13 protein-coding genes are annotated in these 14,418 nt (G+C 67.2%); 7 read left to right on the forward strand and 6 right to left on the reverse strand.

Translation table 11 applies throughout. The features are described 5' to 3' along the window. Window positions 1–19: 19 nt before the first annotated feature. Window positions 20–1,660, reverse strand: coding sequence for a GMC family oxidoreductase (locus ACPTTC_RS17675; protein ID WP_423393228.1), 1,641 nt, complete (start codon window positions 1,658–1,660; stop codon window positions 20–22). A gap of 987 nt (window positions 1,661–2,647) precedes the next feature. On the opposite strand from ACPTTC_RS17675, the gene ACPTTC_RS17680 reads away from it, so the two are divergent. Further along, the gene (locus tag ACPTTC_RS17680; RefSeq protein WP_175951266.1) at window positions 2,648–4,090 is read left to right on the forward strand and encodes a coniferyl aldehyde dehydrogenase; all 1,443 of its coding nucleotides are present in this window, start codon (window positions 2,648–2,650) and stop codon (window positions 4,088–4,090) included. A 72-nt stretch (window positions 4,091–4,162) separates the two neighbouring features. On the opposite strand, the gene ACPTTC_RS17685 is transcribed toward ACPTTC_RS17680, so the two are convergent. Next, window positions 4,163–5,185 (reverse strand): serine/threonine protein kinase, encoded by a 1,023-nt coding sequence (locus tag ACPTTC_RS17685; protein WP_423393229.1) that lies wholly within the window; start codon window positions 5,183–5,185, stop codon window positions 4,163–4,165. 58 nt (window positions 5,186–5,243) lie between these two features. Beyond that, window positions 5,244–5,456: a hypothetical protein gene (locus tag ACPTTC_RS17690; RefSeq protein ID WP_004198969.1), complete on the reverse strand. Its 213-nt coding sequence runs from the start codon at window positions 5,454–5,456 to the stop codon at window positions 5,244–5,246. A gap of 791 nt (window positions 5,457–6,247) precedes the next feature. On the opposite strand from ACPTTC_RS17690, the gene ACPTTC_RS17695 reads away from it, so the two are divergent. Then, window positions 6,248–7,129: a DMT family transporter gene (locus ACPTTC_RS17695; protein ID WP_423393230.1), complete on the forward strand. Its 882-nt coding sequence runs from the start codon at window positions 6,248–6,250 to the stop codon at window positions 7,127–7,129. 302 nt (window positions 7,130–7,431) lie between these two features. Further along, complete coding sequence (locus ACPTTC_RS17700) at window positions 7,432–7,617, forward strand: hypothetical protein (RefSeq protein WP_011353526.1); 186 nt, start codon at window positions 7,432–7,434, stop codon at window positions 7,615–7,617. Between the two features lie 110 nt (window positions 7,618–7,727). Here ACPTTC_RS17700 and mgrA read toward each other — a convergent pair whose 3' ends face one another. Continuing rightward, a complete protein-coding gene (mgrA, locus tag ACPTTC_RS17705; RefSeq protein ID WP_423393231.1) occupies window positions 7,728–8,771 on the reverse strand; it encodes an L-glyceraldehyde 3-phosphate reductase in 1,044 nt (347 codons plus the stop codon). Window positions 8,772–8,964: 193 nt separating this feature from the next. Here mgrA and ACPTTC_RS17710 point away from each other — a divergent pair, with 193 nt between their 5' ends. Beyond that, window positions 8,965–9,171 carry a DUF3185 family protein gene (locus ACPTTC_RS17710; protein WP_011353528.1) on the forward strand — a complete coding sequence of 69 codons (207 nt, stop codon included), beginning with the start codon at window positions 8,965–8,967 and terminating at the stop codon, window positions 9,169–9,171. Window positions 9,172–9,318: 147 nt separating this feature from the next. Here ACPTTC_RS17710 and ACPTTC_RS17715 read toward each other — a convergent pair whose 3' ends face one another. After that, window positions 9,319–10,092: a phytanoyl-CoA dioxygenase family protein gene (locus ACPTTC_RS17715; RefSeq protein ID WP_175951262.1), complete on the reverse strand. Its 774-nt coding sequence runs from the start codon at window positions 10,090–10,092 to the stop codon at window positions 9,319–9,321. A 352-nt stretch (window positions 10,093–10,444) separates the two neighbouring features. Between ACPTTC_RS17715 and ACPTTC_RS17720 the strand changes: the two genes are divergently transcribed. Then, entirely contained in the window at window positions 10,445–10,786 is a 342-nt protein-coding gene (locus tag ACPTTC_RS17720) for a hypothetical protein (protein WP_226198633.1), read from the forward strand. A 130-nt stretch (window positions 10,787–10,916) separates the two neighbouring features. Here ACPTTC_RS17720 and metK read toward each other — a convergent pair whose 3' ends face one another. After that, complete coding sequence (gene metK / locus ACPTTC_RS17725; RefSeq protein WP_011353531.1) at window positions 10,917–12,104, reverse strand: methionine adenosyltransferase; 1,188 nt, start codon at window positions 12,102–12,104, stop codon at window positions 10,917–10,919. Between the two features lie 265 nt (window positions 12,105–12,369). Here metK and lpxL point away from each other — a divergent pair, with 265 nt between their 5' ends. Together lpxL and dapF are read left to right on the forward strand one after the other, a co-directional pair. Next, complete coding sequence (lpxL, locus tag ACPTTC_RS17730) at window positions 12,370–13,254, forward strand: lauroyl acyltransferase LpxL (protein WP_423393232.1); 885 nt, start codon at window positions 12,370–12,372, stop codon at window positions 13,252–13,254. A gap of 263 nt (window positions 13,255–13,517) precedes the next feature. Beyond that, window positions 13,518–14,387 carry a diaminopimelate epimerase gene (dapF, locus tag ACPTTC_RS17735; RefSeq protein ID WP_423393233.1) on the forward strand — a complete coding sequence of 290 codons (870 nt, stop codon included), beginning with the start codon at window positions 13,518–13,520 and terminating at the stop codon, window positions 14,385–14,387. Window positions 14,388–14,418: the final 31 nt, after the last annotated feature.

Below are 14,418 nucleotides of genomic sequence, written 5' to 3' on the forward strand. Positions count from 1 at the left end.
ATGACCCGGTGCGCGCCGCTCAGCGGCCGTGCACCGCCGCGGCTGCCTCGCCGCGCGGCGCCGCGCCCTTGCGCGCGGCGACGATGAAGTCCGCCGCGCGTTCGCCGATCATCACCGACGGCGCATTCGTGTTCCCGCCGACCAGCGTCGGCATCACCGACGCATCCACCACGCGCAACCCTTCGACGCCGCGCACGCGCAGTTGCGGATCGACGACCGCGCGCGCGTCCGAACCCATCCGGCAGGTGCCGACCGGGTGGTAGATCGTGTCGGCATGCTCGACGATCGTCTTGCGCAGCTCCGCCTCGCTCTGGTCGGCCCGCGTGTACAGCTCGCGCCCGCCCTGCGACGCGAGCGGCGCCTGCGACAGGATCTTGCGCATCGCCTGCGTACCGCGCACGAGCAGGTCGAGATCGCGCGAATCGCTGAAGAAGCGCGGATCGATCAGCGGCGCGTCGCGCGCGTCGCCGCTCGCGAGCGCCACCGTGCCGCGGCTGAACGGCCGCAGCGCGCACACGTGCAGCGAATAGCCGAAGCCCCAGTGCATCTTGCGGTTGTGGTCGTCCACGAGCGCCGTGCAGAAATGCAGTTGCAGGTCGGGACGCTCGAGCGACGGATCGCTCTTGATGAAGCCGCCGGCCTCCGCGACGTTGCTCGTCATCATCCCGGTGCGGCTCGAGAAATAGCGCGCGAGCGCGGGCGTCATCTTCGCGATCCCGCGCAGGCACACGCCGACCAGTTCCGATGAATTCACGCGCGTATTGATGATGAAATCGATATGGTCGATCAGGTTCGCGCCGACATCCGGCGCATCCTGCACGACCGCGATCCCGTGCCGGCGCAGTTGCTCCGCCGGGCCGATCCCCGAACACATCAGCAGTTGCGGCGAATTGAACGCGCCGGCCGACAGGATCACTTCCGCGCGCGCGTCGAGCGTCTCGACCCGCCCGTTGCGCGCCACCGCGACGCCGGCCGCGCGCTTGCCGTCGAACGTGACGCGCAGCACCGTCGCATCGGTGATCACGTGCAGGTTCGGCCGGTTGCGGCCGTAGATATACGCGCGGGCGACGCTGCAGCGCGAGCCGTCGCGATGCGTGACCTGATAGAAGCCGACGCCTTCCTGCGTCGCGCCGTTGAAATCGTCGTTCAGCGGATAGCCGGCCGCATGCGCGGCCTGGATGAATCGTTCGGAGAACGGATTGCGAAAGCGCAGATCCGACACTGTGAGCGGGCCGTCCGCGCCGTGCCACGCATCGGCGCCGCGCTGATTGCCTTCCGCGCGGCGGAAATACGGCAGCACGTCCTGCCAACCCCAGCCGGTCGCGCCGAGCTGCGCCCATTCGTCGTAGTCGCCCTGGTGACCGCGCGTGTAGATCATCGCGTTGATCGCACTCGAGCCGCCCATCCCGCGCCCGCGCGGCTGGTAGCCGCGCCGCCCGCCGAGGCCCGGTTGCGGCACCGTCTCGTAGCCGTAGTTCGTGCCGAGCTTGAACGGCACCAGCGCCGCGATGCCGACCGGCATGTTGACGAGCAGGTTGCGCTCCGTGTGCGAGCCGGCTTCGATCAGCGCGATCGTCGCATCGGGGCAGGCATCGGCGAGACGGCCTGCCAGGCTCGCCCCGCCCGAACCGCCGCCGACGATGATGTAGTCGTATTGCATGTCACGTCTCCGTCGTGTCATGGAAGCCGCCCGGCACCGCCGCGCGACCGCGTCTCCTCTTATAGGGTCTGTTTACATCGGGAACGCACATGCGAACGCTCGAAATTGCTCGTCCCCCAAGGGGACAAGCAACGAGCGACGCCGCCATACGGGCGATTTCGGGCATTCCCGTGACATGAACGCTTTAATTGGGGGTTGCCCCGAGAAGGGCCGCTCGCCACGTCGCGCTCCTTGGCGATACGTCGGTGTTCGCGGCATCGCGCGCCTCGCGAGCGGCCCTTCTCGGGGCAACGCATGCGCGTTCCATCTGTAAACAGCCCCAAGTGTTCGGGCATTGTAGGAATGGCCGTCGCGCGCGCGGCGTGCGGATTCAAGAGCGATTCCTCTAAACGCCCGCGTGAACTAAATTTAAGATGTATCGATTCGCTTTGCGCGATGCGCCGGCCGCCAGAAGCCGATCCACCGCGAAACGGGAGTGACGACGATGCAGCGCCAGGTTCTGCAGGCTACGTGCCGACCGGGTTGTCCGGATGCGCTGCGCGCAGCCCGCATTTCATTTCAAACGGCTGCCCGCGCGGAGAGGCTCGGCGTCGTGCGCGCAGTCGACCGGAATCGAACGGCACGTGTCGTCGCCGACCGTTTGGACGGTTTGTCGCCGCAGCGGCACGATGCGCTGCGGCACGATTTGGCGTACACGTCGCGCCGCCCTGCTTCGGTCCACCGGCCGGCGCGCGTGGCGCAGCGATGCGTGCCTGTCGGCGGCCACATCGTGCCGGACGCGCATGCGCCGCAGAGCGGTTTCCGGATGCGCACACCGTCGCGTGGATGCGACGCCCGCTGCACGCTTCAACCGGTTTACGAGCACACGTCGCATCCGGCCCGCGCCGCGCGACACGCACCACCCCGATCCGCGTCGCCGCGCTCGCCGAGCGTGCGCGTGCGGCGTGACGGCCGGCCGACCAGCCGGGCCCAACTGGAGGAGACGACATGAAAAACGACCTGCCCGAACTCGCCCCGCAAGCACTGCCGTCGGTGGATGCGCTGACGTCGCTGCTGCGCGACCAGCGCGCGGCCTACCTGCGCGCGCCGTATCCGGCATGGGAAACGCGCGTGCAGCACCTGCGCGCGCTGCGCACGATGCTGATCGACCATGCGGATGCACTCGCCGAAGCGATCAGTGCCGATTTCGGTCATCGCGCGAAGCAGGAAGTGCTGCTGTCGGAAATCTGGATGGCGAAGGAAGAGATCGACGACGCGCTCAAGCACGGCAAGCGCTGGATGAAACCGATCCGCAAACCGATGAACAAGTGGCTGCGCCCGGCGCGCGCGAAGGTGATTCCGCAGCCGCTCGGCGTGGTCGGCATCGTCGTGCCGTGGAACTACCCGGTGCTGCTCGCGGCCGGCCCGCTGATCTGCGCGCTCGCGGCCGGCAATCGCGCGATCATCAAGATGTCCGAACTGACGCCGCGCACGTCGGCACTGTTCGAGCAGCTCATTGCCAGGACCTTCACACGCGACCACGTCGCGGTCGTGAACGGCGATGCCGAAGTGGGCGCCGCGTTCAGCGGGCTGCCGTTCGATCATCTGCTGTTCACCGGCTCGACGCACGTCGGCCGCCACGTGATGCGCGCGGCCGCCGACAACCTCACGCCCGTCACGCTCGAACTCGGCGGCAAGTCGCCGGCGATCGTCGGCCCGAACGCGCGCTTCGATGCAGCCGTCGACGCGATCGTCGCGGGCAAGACGCTGAACGCAGGCCAGACCTGCATCGCGCCGGACTACGTGCTGCTGCCGCGCGGGATGGAAGCCGCGTTCATCGAGCGCGCGCGCGCACGATTCGCGAAGATGTATCCCGACCTGTCGGCCAACGGCGACTACACGACGATCGTGTCGCCGCGCCACTACGCGCGGCTCCAGCAGCTCGCGAGCGACGCGCAGGCGGCCGGCGCGCAGCTGCATCCGCTGTCCGACGCACAATCGGATCCCGCATCGCGCCGCTTCGTGCCGTGCGCGGTCACGCAGGTGCCGGCCGCATCGCAACTGATGCAGGAGGAAATCTTCGGGCCGCTGCTGCCGCTCGTGCCGTACGAACGGCTCGACGAAGCGATCGCCTACGTGAATGCACGCCCGCGTCCGCTCGCGCTCTACCTGTTCGACGAGGACGGCGGCACGATCGACCGCGTGATGCGCGAAACGATCTCGGGCGGCGTGTCGATCAACGAAACGCTGATGCACATCGCGTGCGGCAGTTTGCCGTTCGGGGGTGTCGGTGCGAGCGGCATGGGCGCCTATCACGGCTACGACGGCTTCGTGACGTTCTCGAAGATGAAGCCGGTGCTCACGCAGGCGCGCCTGAACGCGCGCAACCTGCTCGCGCCGCCGTACGGCAAGCGCTTCGCCGCGCTGATCAAGCTGATGCTGAAGTTCTGAGTGGAACGGGCCGCGCGCATCGCGCCGCGGCCCGCGCAAGCCTGCCGCGCGGCGAGGGCGCCGCGCGCGCCATCACACGGGCCAGAGCGGCCCTTCCTGCATCGCGCCGATCTGCTCGCGCAACTCGAGCACGCGTGCTTCCCAGTAACGATGCGTGTTGAACCACGGGAACGCGGCCGGAAATGCGGGATCGTCCCAGCGTCGCGCGAGCCATGCCGCGTAGTGGATCAGCCGCAACGTGCGCAGCGCTTCGACGAGATGCAGCTCGCGCGGCTCGAATTCGCAGAAATCCTCGTAGCCGGCCAGCAGGTCCGCCAGCGCACGCGACGCGCCTTCGCGATCGCCCGGCAGCAACAGCCACAGATCCTGGATCGCGGGCGCCATCCGGCTGTCGTCGAAGTCGACGAAGTGCGGGCCGGCATCGGTCCACAGCACGTTGCTCGGATGACAGTCGCCGTGCGTGCGCAGCAGGCGGAGTTCGCCCGCCCGCTCGAACGCCGCCTCGACGCCTTCGAGCGCGAGCGTCACGGCCGTCTCGTACGCGGGCCGCACATCGGCCGGAATGAAATCGTGCGCCAGCAGGTAGTCGCGCGGCTCGTAGCCGAACGTATTGATGTCGAGCACGGGGCGCGCGACATACGGCTGCGTCGCGCCGACCGCATGGATCCGGCCGATGAAGCGGCCGAGCCATTCGAGCGTGTCGCTGCGATCGAGATCGGGCGCGCGGCCGCCGCGCCGCTCGAAGATCGACAAGCGGAAGCCGTCGAACGCGTGCAGCGTGCGGCCATCGAATGCGCGCGCAGGGACCACCGGAATCTCGCTAGCGGCGAGTTCGGCGACGAACGCGTGCTCTTCGAGGATCGCTTCGTCCGACCAGCGAGCCGGACGGTAGAACTTCGCGACGACCGGCGGACCGTCTTCGATGCCGACCTGATAGACGCGGTTTTCGTAGCTGTTGAGCGCGAGCAGGCGCCCGTCGGTGCGCAGGCCGGCCGGTATCAGCACGCTGTCGAGCGCGTCGAGCACGCACTCGGGCGTGAGTCCGGCGAACGGCGGGCCGGCGGGAGAAGCGGGAGCGGAAGTGACGTCTTTCATGCCCCGCATTGTGCCGCCAGCCGGGCCGAAAGACGAGCGCCCGGTGTGATGGATGCGCTCAGTGAAGCGCCGCGCCGGCCGGCAGCACGGATTCGCCGGTGTCGATCAGATCCTCGAGAAAGAACGGCTCGGTGTTGAGTTCCTTCGACTCGCCCGGTACGCCCGCGTACCAGGTCACCATGGCCATGTCGCCCAGGATGCGCTGGACGATGCCGCGCGCGCCCTTCGGCACCGCGATATGGGTAGTGCAGACAATCGACCCGACATGCATGATGGTTCCCCACTCTTGAATCTTGAAACCCGGCTCGCTGGCGAGCCGGCAAATGCACGATCCGCGCGCTCTCGTCGGAGCGTGGCGCGTGATCCCATTGTTCACGGTTTATCGAAGCGCGAAAAGAAGAAGAAGCAGGCGAAGTGCCGCGAATTCGTCGAATGTCTCCAATCAACCACTGCGCCGGGCAAGCGCTTGCCCGCCCGGTTACCCCCATCATACCCTGTCGAATGTGACCGCCCGCCGAATCCCCGGCATCACCGCGGCGCGCACGTGACGCCCACGCTGCGCGCATCGTGGGTCCGGTGCCGGGTCACCTGGCAATGTCGTGCGACTGCGGTTGCCGAATCACGCGACACCGTCATCGTGTTCCCCCTGCCTCGAACGCAGCCAGCGCACCGACCGTTGCGCACGCACCGCCTTCCGCCCTTCGTCATCCGATGCCGCCGACAGGTGTTGCGTCCGATACCGGCCTTGCGGTACCTTGAATGCTCATTCGCGTTCAAACGCATTCCGACACGATGCATCCGCTCACGTCCGCCCTCGCAAAATCCCGGCCGCAGTTCGACTCGCGGCCGCAGGCGTGCGCGCATCCGTCGGTCCTTCCGCCTCCTGTCGCACCGCCGCTCGTCGGCGCCGCGCCGCCCCCTGCGGCGGCACGCGCCGGCTGACCGGCCGGCTTCCATTTCGTCTTCCATTCGCTCTCAGGCCTGCATTCGTGCGTCGTGACGCACGGCGCGTTGCAGCGTGCGCGGATGGAACGTTCCGATCCGTTCGACAGGTGGATTCACATGGTTTCGTTCAAACGCGCGCTCGCCGCGCATGGAGCGACGTCGCTCTTCGTGCTGCTGTGGAGCAGCGGCGCGATCTTCGCTGAACTCGGTCTGCGTCACGCATCCGCGTTCGTCTTTCTCACTGCGCGTTTCGCACTCGCATCGCTCGTGCTGGTCGGGCTGGCCTTCCTGCGCAAACGCTGGCTGCCGCCGCGCGGCGAGCGGCGCATGGCCGTGCTGACCGGCGTGCTGATGATGGGCGGCTATTCGATCTTCTACCTGCTCGCGCTCGAACGCGGGATCGCGCCGGGCGTGCTCGCGACGATCCTCGGCGTCCAGCCGATCCTCACGCTCGCGATCGTCGAGCGGCGCTGGCAACCCGTACGTGTCGCGGGGCTCGCGCTGTCGCTGGCCGGCCTCGCGCTCGTCGTGTTCCGCGGCGCAGGGGACGGCGGCCTGTCGCTCGCGGGCATCGCGTGCGCGCTCGCCGCGCTCGTCGCGCTGACCGCCGGCTCGCTGCTGCAAAAGCGCATCCGTGCGGCGCCCGCCGACGTGCTGCCGCTGCAGAATGCGATCGGCTTCGCGCTGTGCGTGGCGATCGCGCCGTTCCGGCCGGTGTCGTTCGACATCAGCTGGACACTCGCGATCTCGCTGCTGTGGCTCGGCATCGTGATTTCGGTGATCGCGCAACTGCTGTTCTACCGGTTGATGCAGCGCGGCGATCTCGTCAACGTGACGAGCCTGTTCTATCTCGTGCCTGTCGTCACCACGCTGATGGATGCCGTGTGGCTCGGCAACCGGCCCGAGCCGCTCGCGCTCGCCGGCATGGGCGCGATCATCGCGGGGCTCGCGCTCGTGTTCCGCGCGCCGGCCGGCCGTGTGCAACCCGACCGCGCTTGAGCGTGCGTGCCGCCGCGCCCGCGGGTGCGGCGGCACGCACCGGACACATACGACGATTCCGCGGAAATCGAAAGACATAGGAAAGATACGCGCAAGGTGTTCGTCGAACTTGCGGGAAAAATGCGCGATTCCCGGGGCTTTCCGCTGATTTTTAATGGTTCGGATAGCGAAAAGCGCTGCCGGTTGCCTATACTCGAATTGACCGCCCCGCTCGCAATCGGGTCGGATCCATACTAGAAACACCCGGCATGGGGCCGGAGCAAGCGCCCAGGCGCCCACTCCGGCCGACCTTGGAGACACGCATGACGACCTACTTCACGATCGGCGACTTCATCCTGTTGATTCCGATGGCGCTGGCCGGAGCGCTGTTTCTCGGCGCGGTGCCGTGCGCAACCGAATTCCGCCACAACCTGCTGCGCGTGCTGGGCGTCATCCTCGGCGTCGGTGTCGCGGTATTGCTCGTCGAAGGCCTGCCTGCGCTGATCTAGCGGCGCATCACCCATGCGCGGCATGCATCGCTGCATTGCAGCGATGCGATGTGCCGCGAGCAAGCCATTGATACGGCACGCGATGTTTCGCATGCCGTATCGACTGCCGGTCAGATCGCCTGATCGGTGGACGGCTTTTCCCACAGATTGATGCCGCCTTCCGTCGCGTAACGATCGATCTCAGCGAGTTCCTCCGCCGAGAATTCGAGGTTCTTCAGTGCGCCGACGTTTTCACGCACCTGCTCCGCACGGCTCGCGCCGATCAGTGCGGACGTCACGCGGCCGTTGCGCAACACCCATGCAAGCGCCATCTGCGCGAGACTCTGCCCGCGCCGTTCCGCGATCGCGTTGAGCTTGCGCACGTGCTCGAGGTTGTCCGCGCTCAGGTGATCCTGCTTCAGCGAACCGCCGCCCGGCTTGTTCACGCGCGCATCGGCCGGCACGCCGTTCAGGTACTTCGACGTGAGCAGCCCCTGCGCGAGCGGCGTGAACGCAATGCTGCCCGTGCCGATCTCGTCGAGCGTGCCGAGCAGTTCGGTTTCGACCCAGCGGTTCAGCAGGTTGTACGACGGCTGGTGGATCAGCAGCGGCACCTTGTACTGCGCGAGCAGCTCGGCCATCTCGCGCGTCTTCGCCGCCGAGTATGACGAAATGCCGATGTACAGCGCCTTGCCCTGCTGCACGGCCGACGCGAGCGCGCCCGCCGTTTCCTCGAGCGGCGTATGCGCGTCGAAGCGATGCGAATAGAAGATGTCGACATAGTCGAGCCCCATTCGCTGCAGGCTCTGGTCGAGGCTCGCGAGCACGTACTTGCGCGACCCGCCGCCGCTGCCGTACGGCCCCGGCCACATGTCCCAGCCGGCCTTCGTCGAGATCAGCAGCTCGTCGCGATACGGCCGGAAATCCTCCTTCAGCAGCCGGCCGAAGTTGGTTTCCGCGCTGCCGTACGGCGGCCCGTAGTTGTTCGCGAGATCGAAGTGGTTGATGCCGAGGTCGAACGCGGTGCGCAGGATCTCGCGCTGCGTCGCGATCGGCGTCGTGTCGCCGAAGTTGTGCCACAGGCCGAGCGACAGCGCGGGCAGTTTGAGCCCGGATTTGCCGCAGGTGCGGTATTGCATGTCGGCATAACGTTCGGAAGCTGCTTCGTAGGCCATGAGTCGGTTCCGTCAGGACATCGGGAGAGGGGACGCGCGCCCGCCGCGCACACGGCGCGGCGGCGGCGAAGGAGTCATACGACGACTATGGTAGCGAAAGCGGCCGGAACGTGCTCGGCCGCACGGCGATGGACGCGGCCACGGCCGTCGCCTACACTGCGGCGTCTCGAATCACCGTTTCAGCGAGGTTGGTATGTCCCGGGTCATCTCGGTTGCGCTGCTCGTCGGCGGCGTCGTGCTGCTGTATTTCGGCGGCCAGTCGTTCCATTCGATCAACGACAACGTGTCGCGCTTCTTCACCGGTTCGCCCGCGACGAAGACGATCCTGCTGATCGTGGGCGGCGCCGTCGCATCGTTCATCGGCCTGATCGGCCTCGCGATGCCGGGCGGCAAGCGCTGAACGCGCAGCCGCGCGATGCACGCATGGCCCGCGTTCACGATCGGGCACATCAAACGAAACGGGCGGCCAGGCCGCCCGTTGCTTCAAACGCCCGCGATGCGCCGCATCGCGCGACCGCGGCGGTGTCACCGCTCGTCCGATCCGAACCTAGAACTGCACTTCCGGCTTCGACGCCGAACGCGTGCCCGGCACCGGCCGGTTGCTTGCACCGTGGTACGTATACACGAGCGAAAACTTCACCTGGTCGGAACGGTTCTGCCCGGCCGAATGCAGCGTGTTGCAGTGGAAGAACACGACGTCGCCCGTCTGCAGTGACGGGCACGTGGCCGCGTCGATCATCTTCCGGTTCTCCGGCAGGTCGCCGCGGAAAAACTTCGCATCGTCGAACGCTTCAGGCCCGAACTCGGCCGTATGCGACCCCGGTACGAGCCACAGTGCGCCGTTCTCGTTCGTTTCCGGCCCGAGCGCGAGCCACACCGACACCATGTCCGGGCGCTCGAACGACCAGTAGCGGAAATCGCGATGCCAGCCGGTCAGGCTGCCGTACGCGGGATGCTTCGTCATCATGCAGTTGTGATGCGCGCGCGACAGCACCGGCTCTTCACCGAAATACGCCCGCATCCACGCACCGATTTCGGGTGCGATCGCGCGCTCGGCGAAGGCCGGATCGCGTGAATACGCATCGAGCAGCCGCCGCACCGTATGCCCGCCCGGCGCATGCTTGGACTCGGGTGCGCCCGGGTAGCGCAGGTCCGCCTCGAACTCGATCGGTTCGGCCGCCTCCCTCAGTTGGCGCTCCGCGACCTGCCTGAGCGCCGCGCACTGCGCCTCGCCGACGAGGCCACGCGCGACGACGAAGCCGCGCTCGCGCAATTCCGCGACTTGTGCGCGGATCGATTCCGACTGCAATGGAGACGACATGGGATGCCAGACGTTTATTGTGTGAATGTGACGATTGTAAATCGGCGCCGGATGCGGCGAACAGCGCCATTGTCGTGCGCAGGGGCATGCCAATCGCGGATTTGATCCGGCTCAAGGGAACTGTGCGGCGCGGCGCCGGCCTCACCGACAGGCGGTATGCGGCACACGCCTTGCGGCACAAGGGTTTATCGCGACTTTTGCCCGTCATGAATCCCCTGTAGCCTGTCGCGGCCTGTCAATTCTGGCGGGCGCGGCGCGCAGCGAGTATCGGTAAGATCCGTTGCGCCATCCGAGGCCGTTCATACCAGTGCGCTCTCAAGGGCGCCATCCATACAAGCGAAGCATCGTTCACATGCCATTCCGTCTGACTTCCCGTCTCAGCCGCGCTGCGAAGCGCGTTGTGCCGCCCGCTCCTGCCCGCTCGCTGCGCCATCACCGCGCACGCACGCGGGCGCTGGCCGAGCGTACGCCCGCACATAGCCGGCTGGACGGTATCCGTGCGTGGTTCCACGCATTTTTCTCGATGATGAGCGCGCAGGCGTTCTCGCGCCGCGCCGGCCTGCGCTCGCTGCTGCAGAAGCCGTCGTCGCTGCGCGCGCTCGCGCTGCGCCGCACGCTCGGCCCGCAGCGCCGCATCAACCGCCCGCGCCGCCTCGCGGCCAGCAACGGCTGGTTCGGGTTCGGCGCGCGCTGAGCGCACGCCGGCGGGCACCGTGCGCGACGATCGCCGTCGCGCTGCGGCCCGATTGTCCGATTGCCCCGGCGATCGGAACCCATAAAAAAACCCGGCAATGCCGGGTTTTTTTATTTGAGGCGAACGACGCTTACGCGACGCGTGCCGTCGGCTCGACACCGGCCGCTTCGGCCAGGGCGAGCGCCTTGTCGGTCGCTTCCCACGAGAATTCCGGCTCTTCGCGGCCGAAGTGGCCGTAAGCAGCGGTCTTCTCGTAGATCGGGCGCAGCAGGTCGAGCATCTTGATGATGCCCTTCGGACGCAGGTCGAAATGCTCGCGCACGAGCTTCGTGATCACCGCATCCGACACGCGGCCCGTGCCGAACGTGTTGACCATCACCGAGGTCGGCTCGGCGACGCCGATCGCGTACGACACCTGGATCAGCGCGCGCGACGCGAGGCCGGCGGCGACGATGTTCTTCGCGACGTAGCGGCCTGCGTACGCAGCCGAACGGTCGACCTTCGACGGATCCTTGCCCGAGAACGCGCCGCCGCCGTGCGGCGCGGCGCCGCCGTACGTGTCGACGATGATCTTGCGGCCGGTCAGGCCGCAGTCGCCCTGCGGGCCGCCGATCACGAACCGGCCGGTCGGGTTCACCAGGAACTTGATGTCGCCCTTGATCAGGTCGGCCGGCAGCGTCGGCTTGATGATTTCCTCGATCACGGCTTCGCGCAGCGCGGGCAACTCGATGTCCGGTGCGTGCTGCGTCGACAGCACGACGGTGTCGATCGAATGCGGCTTGCCGTCGACGTAGCGGACCGTCACCTGCGACTTCGCGTCCGGGCGCAGCCATTGCAGGCGGCCGTCGCGGCGCAGGCTGGCCTGACGCTCGACGAGGCGGTGCGACAGGTAGATCGGCAGCGGCATCAGTTCCGGCGTTTCATCGCACGCGTAACCGAACATCAAGCCCTGGTCGCCCGCGCCTTGGTCGAGGTTGTCGTCGTGCGCACGATCGACGCCCTGGGCGATGTCCGGCGACTGCTTGTCGTACGCGACGAGCACCGCGCAACCCTTGTAGTCGATGCCGTAGTCGGTGTTGTCGTAGCCGATGCGCTTGATGGTGTCGCGCGCGATCTGGATGTAGTCGATGTTGGCCGTCGTGGTGATTTCACCGGCCAGGACGACGAGACCCGTATTGCACAGCGTTTCCGCCGCGACGCGGGAATACTTGTCTTGCTCGAGGATGGCGTCGAGGATCGCGTCCGAGATTTGGTCCGCGACTTTGTCCGGATGGCCTTCGGAGACGGATTCGGACGTGAAGAGATAATCGTTTGCCACTTTTTCAGGCTCCTGTGTGGTTACGGTTGGTTTCACGTAGCCAGCTTCGTTGGGCCTGAAGCGGCGACGCTTTAGCGGATTACCAGGACCGGACAGCGCATGTAACGCTAACCGGCTTCGCCCCGCAAGTTGTCAGTTAACTCGGCGAAGCCCGTATTATAGCGGCTTTCCTGAATTGTCACAGAGCGCCGCCCGTGCTGCATCTTCCGCTGTTTCACCACCCTGTTCGCAAAGCGCCGGCCAGCCGGTCCCACGGAGGTTTCGCATGCTAGGTCGTCTAGCCACGCACCTCGCCATTGGCTTGCTGAAACTGCTCGCCCTGTTGCCGTACGGCCTGACCGCACGGTTCGGCGATGGTCTCGGCTGGCTGCTCTACAAGATCCCCAGCCGGCGAAAACGCATCGTACACACCAATCTGAAACTCTGCTTCCCTGATTGGAGCGACGAACGCCGCGAGGAAGTCGCGGGGCAGCATTTCCGCCATGCGATCCGCAGCTACGTCGAGCGCAGCGTGCAGTGGTTCGGCTCGGAGAAAAAACTCGCGAAGCTGATTCAGGTCGACAGCGCGGTCGACCTCGACGATCCGGACCTTCCGCCGACGCTGTTCCTCGGCCTGCATTTCGTCGGCATCGAGGCCGGCTCGATCTGGCTGAACCGTTCGCTGCACCGCCGCTGCGGGTCGCTCTACCAGCCGTTCTCGAACACGGTGCTCGAGGAAGCGGCGAAGCAGGCGCGCGGCCGTTTCGACGCCGAGATGGTCGGGCGCGCGGACAGCGCGCGCGTCGTGCTGCGCTGGCTGCGCGACCGCAAGCCGGTGATGCTCGGCGCCGACATGGACTACGGGCTGCGCAACTCGACGTTCGTCCCGTTCTTCGGCGTGCCTGCGTGCACGCTGACGGCGGTCGGCCGGCTCGCGAAGACGGGCCGCGCGCAGGTCGTGCCGTTCATCGGCGAGGTGCTGCCGAACTACAAGGGCTACCGTCTGAAGGTATTCAAGCCGTGGGATCACTACCCGACCGGCGACGACGATCTCGACGCGCGGCGGATGAACGCATTCCTCGAGGAGCAGATCCCACTGATGCCCGAACAGTATTACTGGGTCCACAAGCGCTTCAAGACGCGCCCGCCCGGCGAGCCGAGCCTCTACTGACCCTGCCGCACGCAACCCGCGGGCACGCCGTCGCGCGCGCCCGCGCTCCCGCCACCTTCGGCTCGCCTTTCGCGCGTGCCCGCCACCGGTCGAACGCAACCTGCCGCGCGAGCCATCGATCGCCCGCGCCCGCGCGGGACGCCCCTGTCGGCTGCATGTATCATTTGCGGTTGAGATCAGCACGACGAACGAGGCCGCCCGGCATGGCGCGGCGTCGCGCGCGGCGCGCTGACCGCCTTGTTCGCCATGGAAATCCGGACCCAGTGAAACTCTCGTTCACCAAGATGCACGGCGCGGGCAACGACTTCGTCGTGCTCGACGGCTATTCGCGCGCGTTGCCGCCGCTCACCGAAGCGCAGGTGCGTGCGCTCGCCAACCGCCACTTCGGCATCGGCGCCGACCAGCTGCTGCTCGTCGAAAAACCGACCGTCGACGGCGTGGATTTCAAGTACCGGATCTTCAATTGCGACGGCGGCGAGGTCGAACACTGCGGCAACGGCGCGCGCTGCTTCGTGAAATTCGTCAGCGACCGCGGCCTGACCGACAAGCGCAGCGTGCGCGTGCAGGTGATGAAGGGCCTGATCACGCTGACGATGCAGGACAACGGCGAAGTCGTCGTCGACATGGGCGCGCCCGTGTTCGTGCCGGCGCAGGTGCCGTTCGACGCAGCGGGCCTCGACGGCCGCACCGAGGGCCGCGACACGCTGTGGCCGCTCGACGTCGGCGGTGCGACGCGCTGGATCTCGACGGTGACGATGGGCAACCCGCACGCGGTGCAGGTCGTCGACGACGCCGAAGCGTATCCCGTGCTCGAAGAAGGCCCGCTGATCGAGCGCCACGCGCGCTTCCCGGAGCGCGTGAACGCCGGCTTCATGCAGATCGTGTCGCGCAGCGAAGTGAAGCTGCGCGTGTACGAACGCGCGGCGGGCGAGACGCTCGCGTGCGGCACCGGCGCATGCGCGGCGGTCGCGGCCGGGATCCGGCGCGGCCTGCTCGATTCGCCCGTGACCGTGCACACGCACGGCGGCACGCTGACGATCAGCTGGGACGGCGCGCGCGACGAAACCGCCGCGCTGATGATGGCCGGGCCCGCCACGACCGTGTTCGAAGGCGAGATCGACCTGCCAGCCTGACCCTGCAACGTCCTTGATAACTGAACGCGCC

The organism is Burkholderia mycopellens (assembly GCF_964265025.1).
GTDB lineage: Bacteria > Pseudomonadota > Gammaproteobacteria > Burkholderiales > Burkholderiaceae > Burkholderia.

Coding starts and splice junctions, on each gene's coding strand:
- ACPTTC_RS17675 (WP_423393228.1), bottom strand. CDS start 1,660: ATGCAATACGACTACATCATCGTCGGCGGCGGTTCGGGCGGGGCGAGC.
- ACPTTC_RS17680 (WP_175951266.1), top strand. CDS start 2,648: ATGAAAAACGACCTGCCCGAACTCGCCCCGCAAGCACTGCCGTCGGTG.
- ACPTTC_RS17685 (WP_423393229.1), bottom strand. CDS start 5,185: ATGAAAGACGTCACTTCCGCTCCCGCTTCTCCCGCCGGCCCGCCGTTC.
- ACPTTC_RS17690 (WP_004198969.1), bottom strand. CDS start 5,456: ATGCATGTCGGGTCGATTGTCTGCACTACCCATATCGCGGTGCCGAAG.
- ACPTTC_RS17695 (WP_423393230.1), top strand. CDS start 6,248: ATGGTTTCGTTCAAACGCGCGCTCGCCGCGCATGGAGCGACGTCGCTC.
- ACPTTC_RS17700 (WP_011353526.1), top strand. CDS start 7,432: ATGACGACCTACTTCACGATCGGCGACTTCATCCTGTTGATTCCGATG.
- mgrA (WP_423393231.1), bottom strand. CDS start 8,771: ATGGCCTACGAAGCAGCTTCCGAACGTTATGCCGACATGCAATACCGC.
- ACPTTC_RS17710 (WP_011353528.1), top strand. CDS start 8,965: ATGTCCCGGGTCATCTCGGTTGCGCTGCTCGTCGGCGGCGTCGTGCTG.
- ACPTTC_RS17715 (WP_175951262.1), bottom strand. CDS start 10,092: ATGTCGTCTCCATTGCAGTCGGAATCGATCCGCGCACAAGTCGCGGAA.
- ACPTTC_RS17720 (WP_226198633.1), top strand. CDS start 10,445: ATGCCATTCCGTCTGACTTCCCGTCTCAGCCGCGCTGCGAAGCGCGTT.
- lpxL (WP_423393232.1), top strand. CDS start 12,370: ATGCTAGGTCGTCTAGCCACGCACCTCGCCATTGGCTTGCTGAAACTG.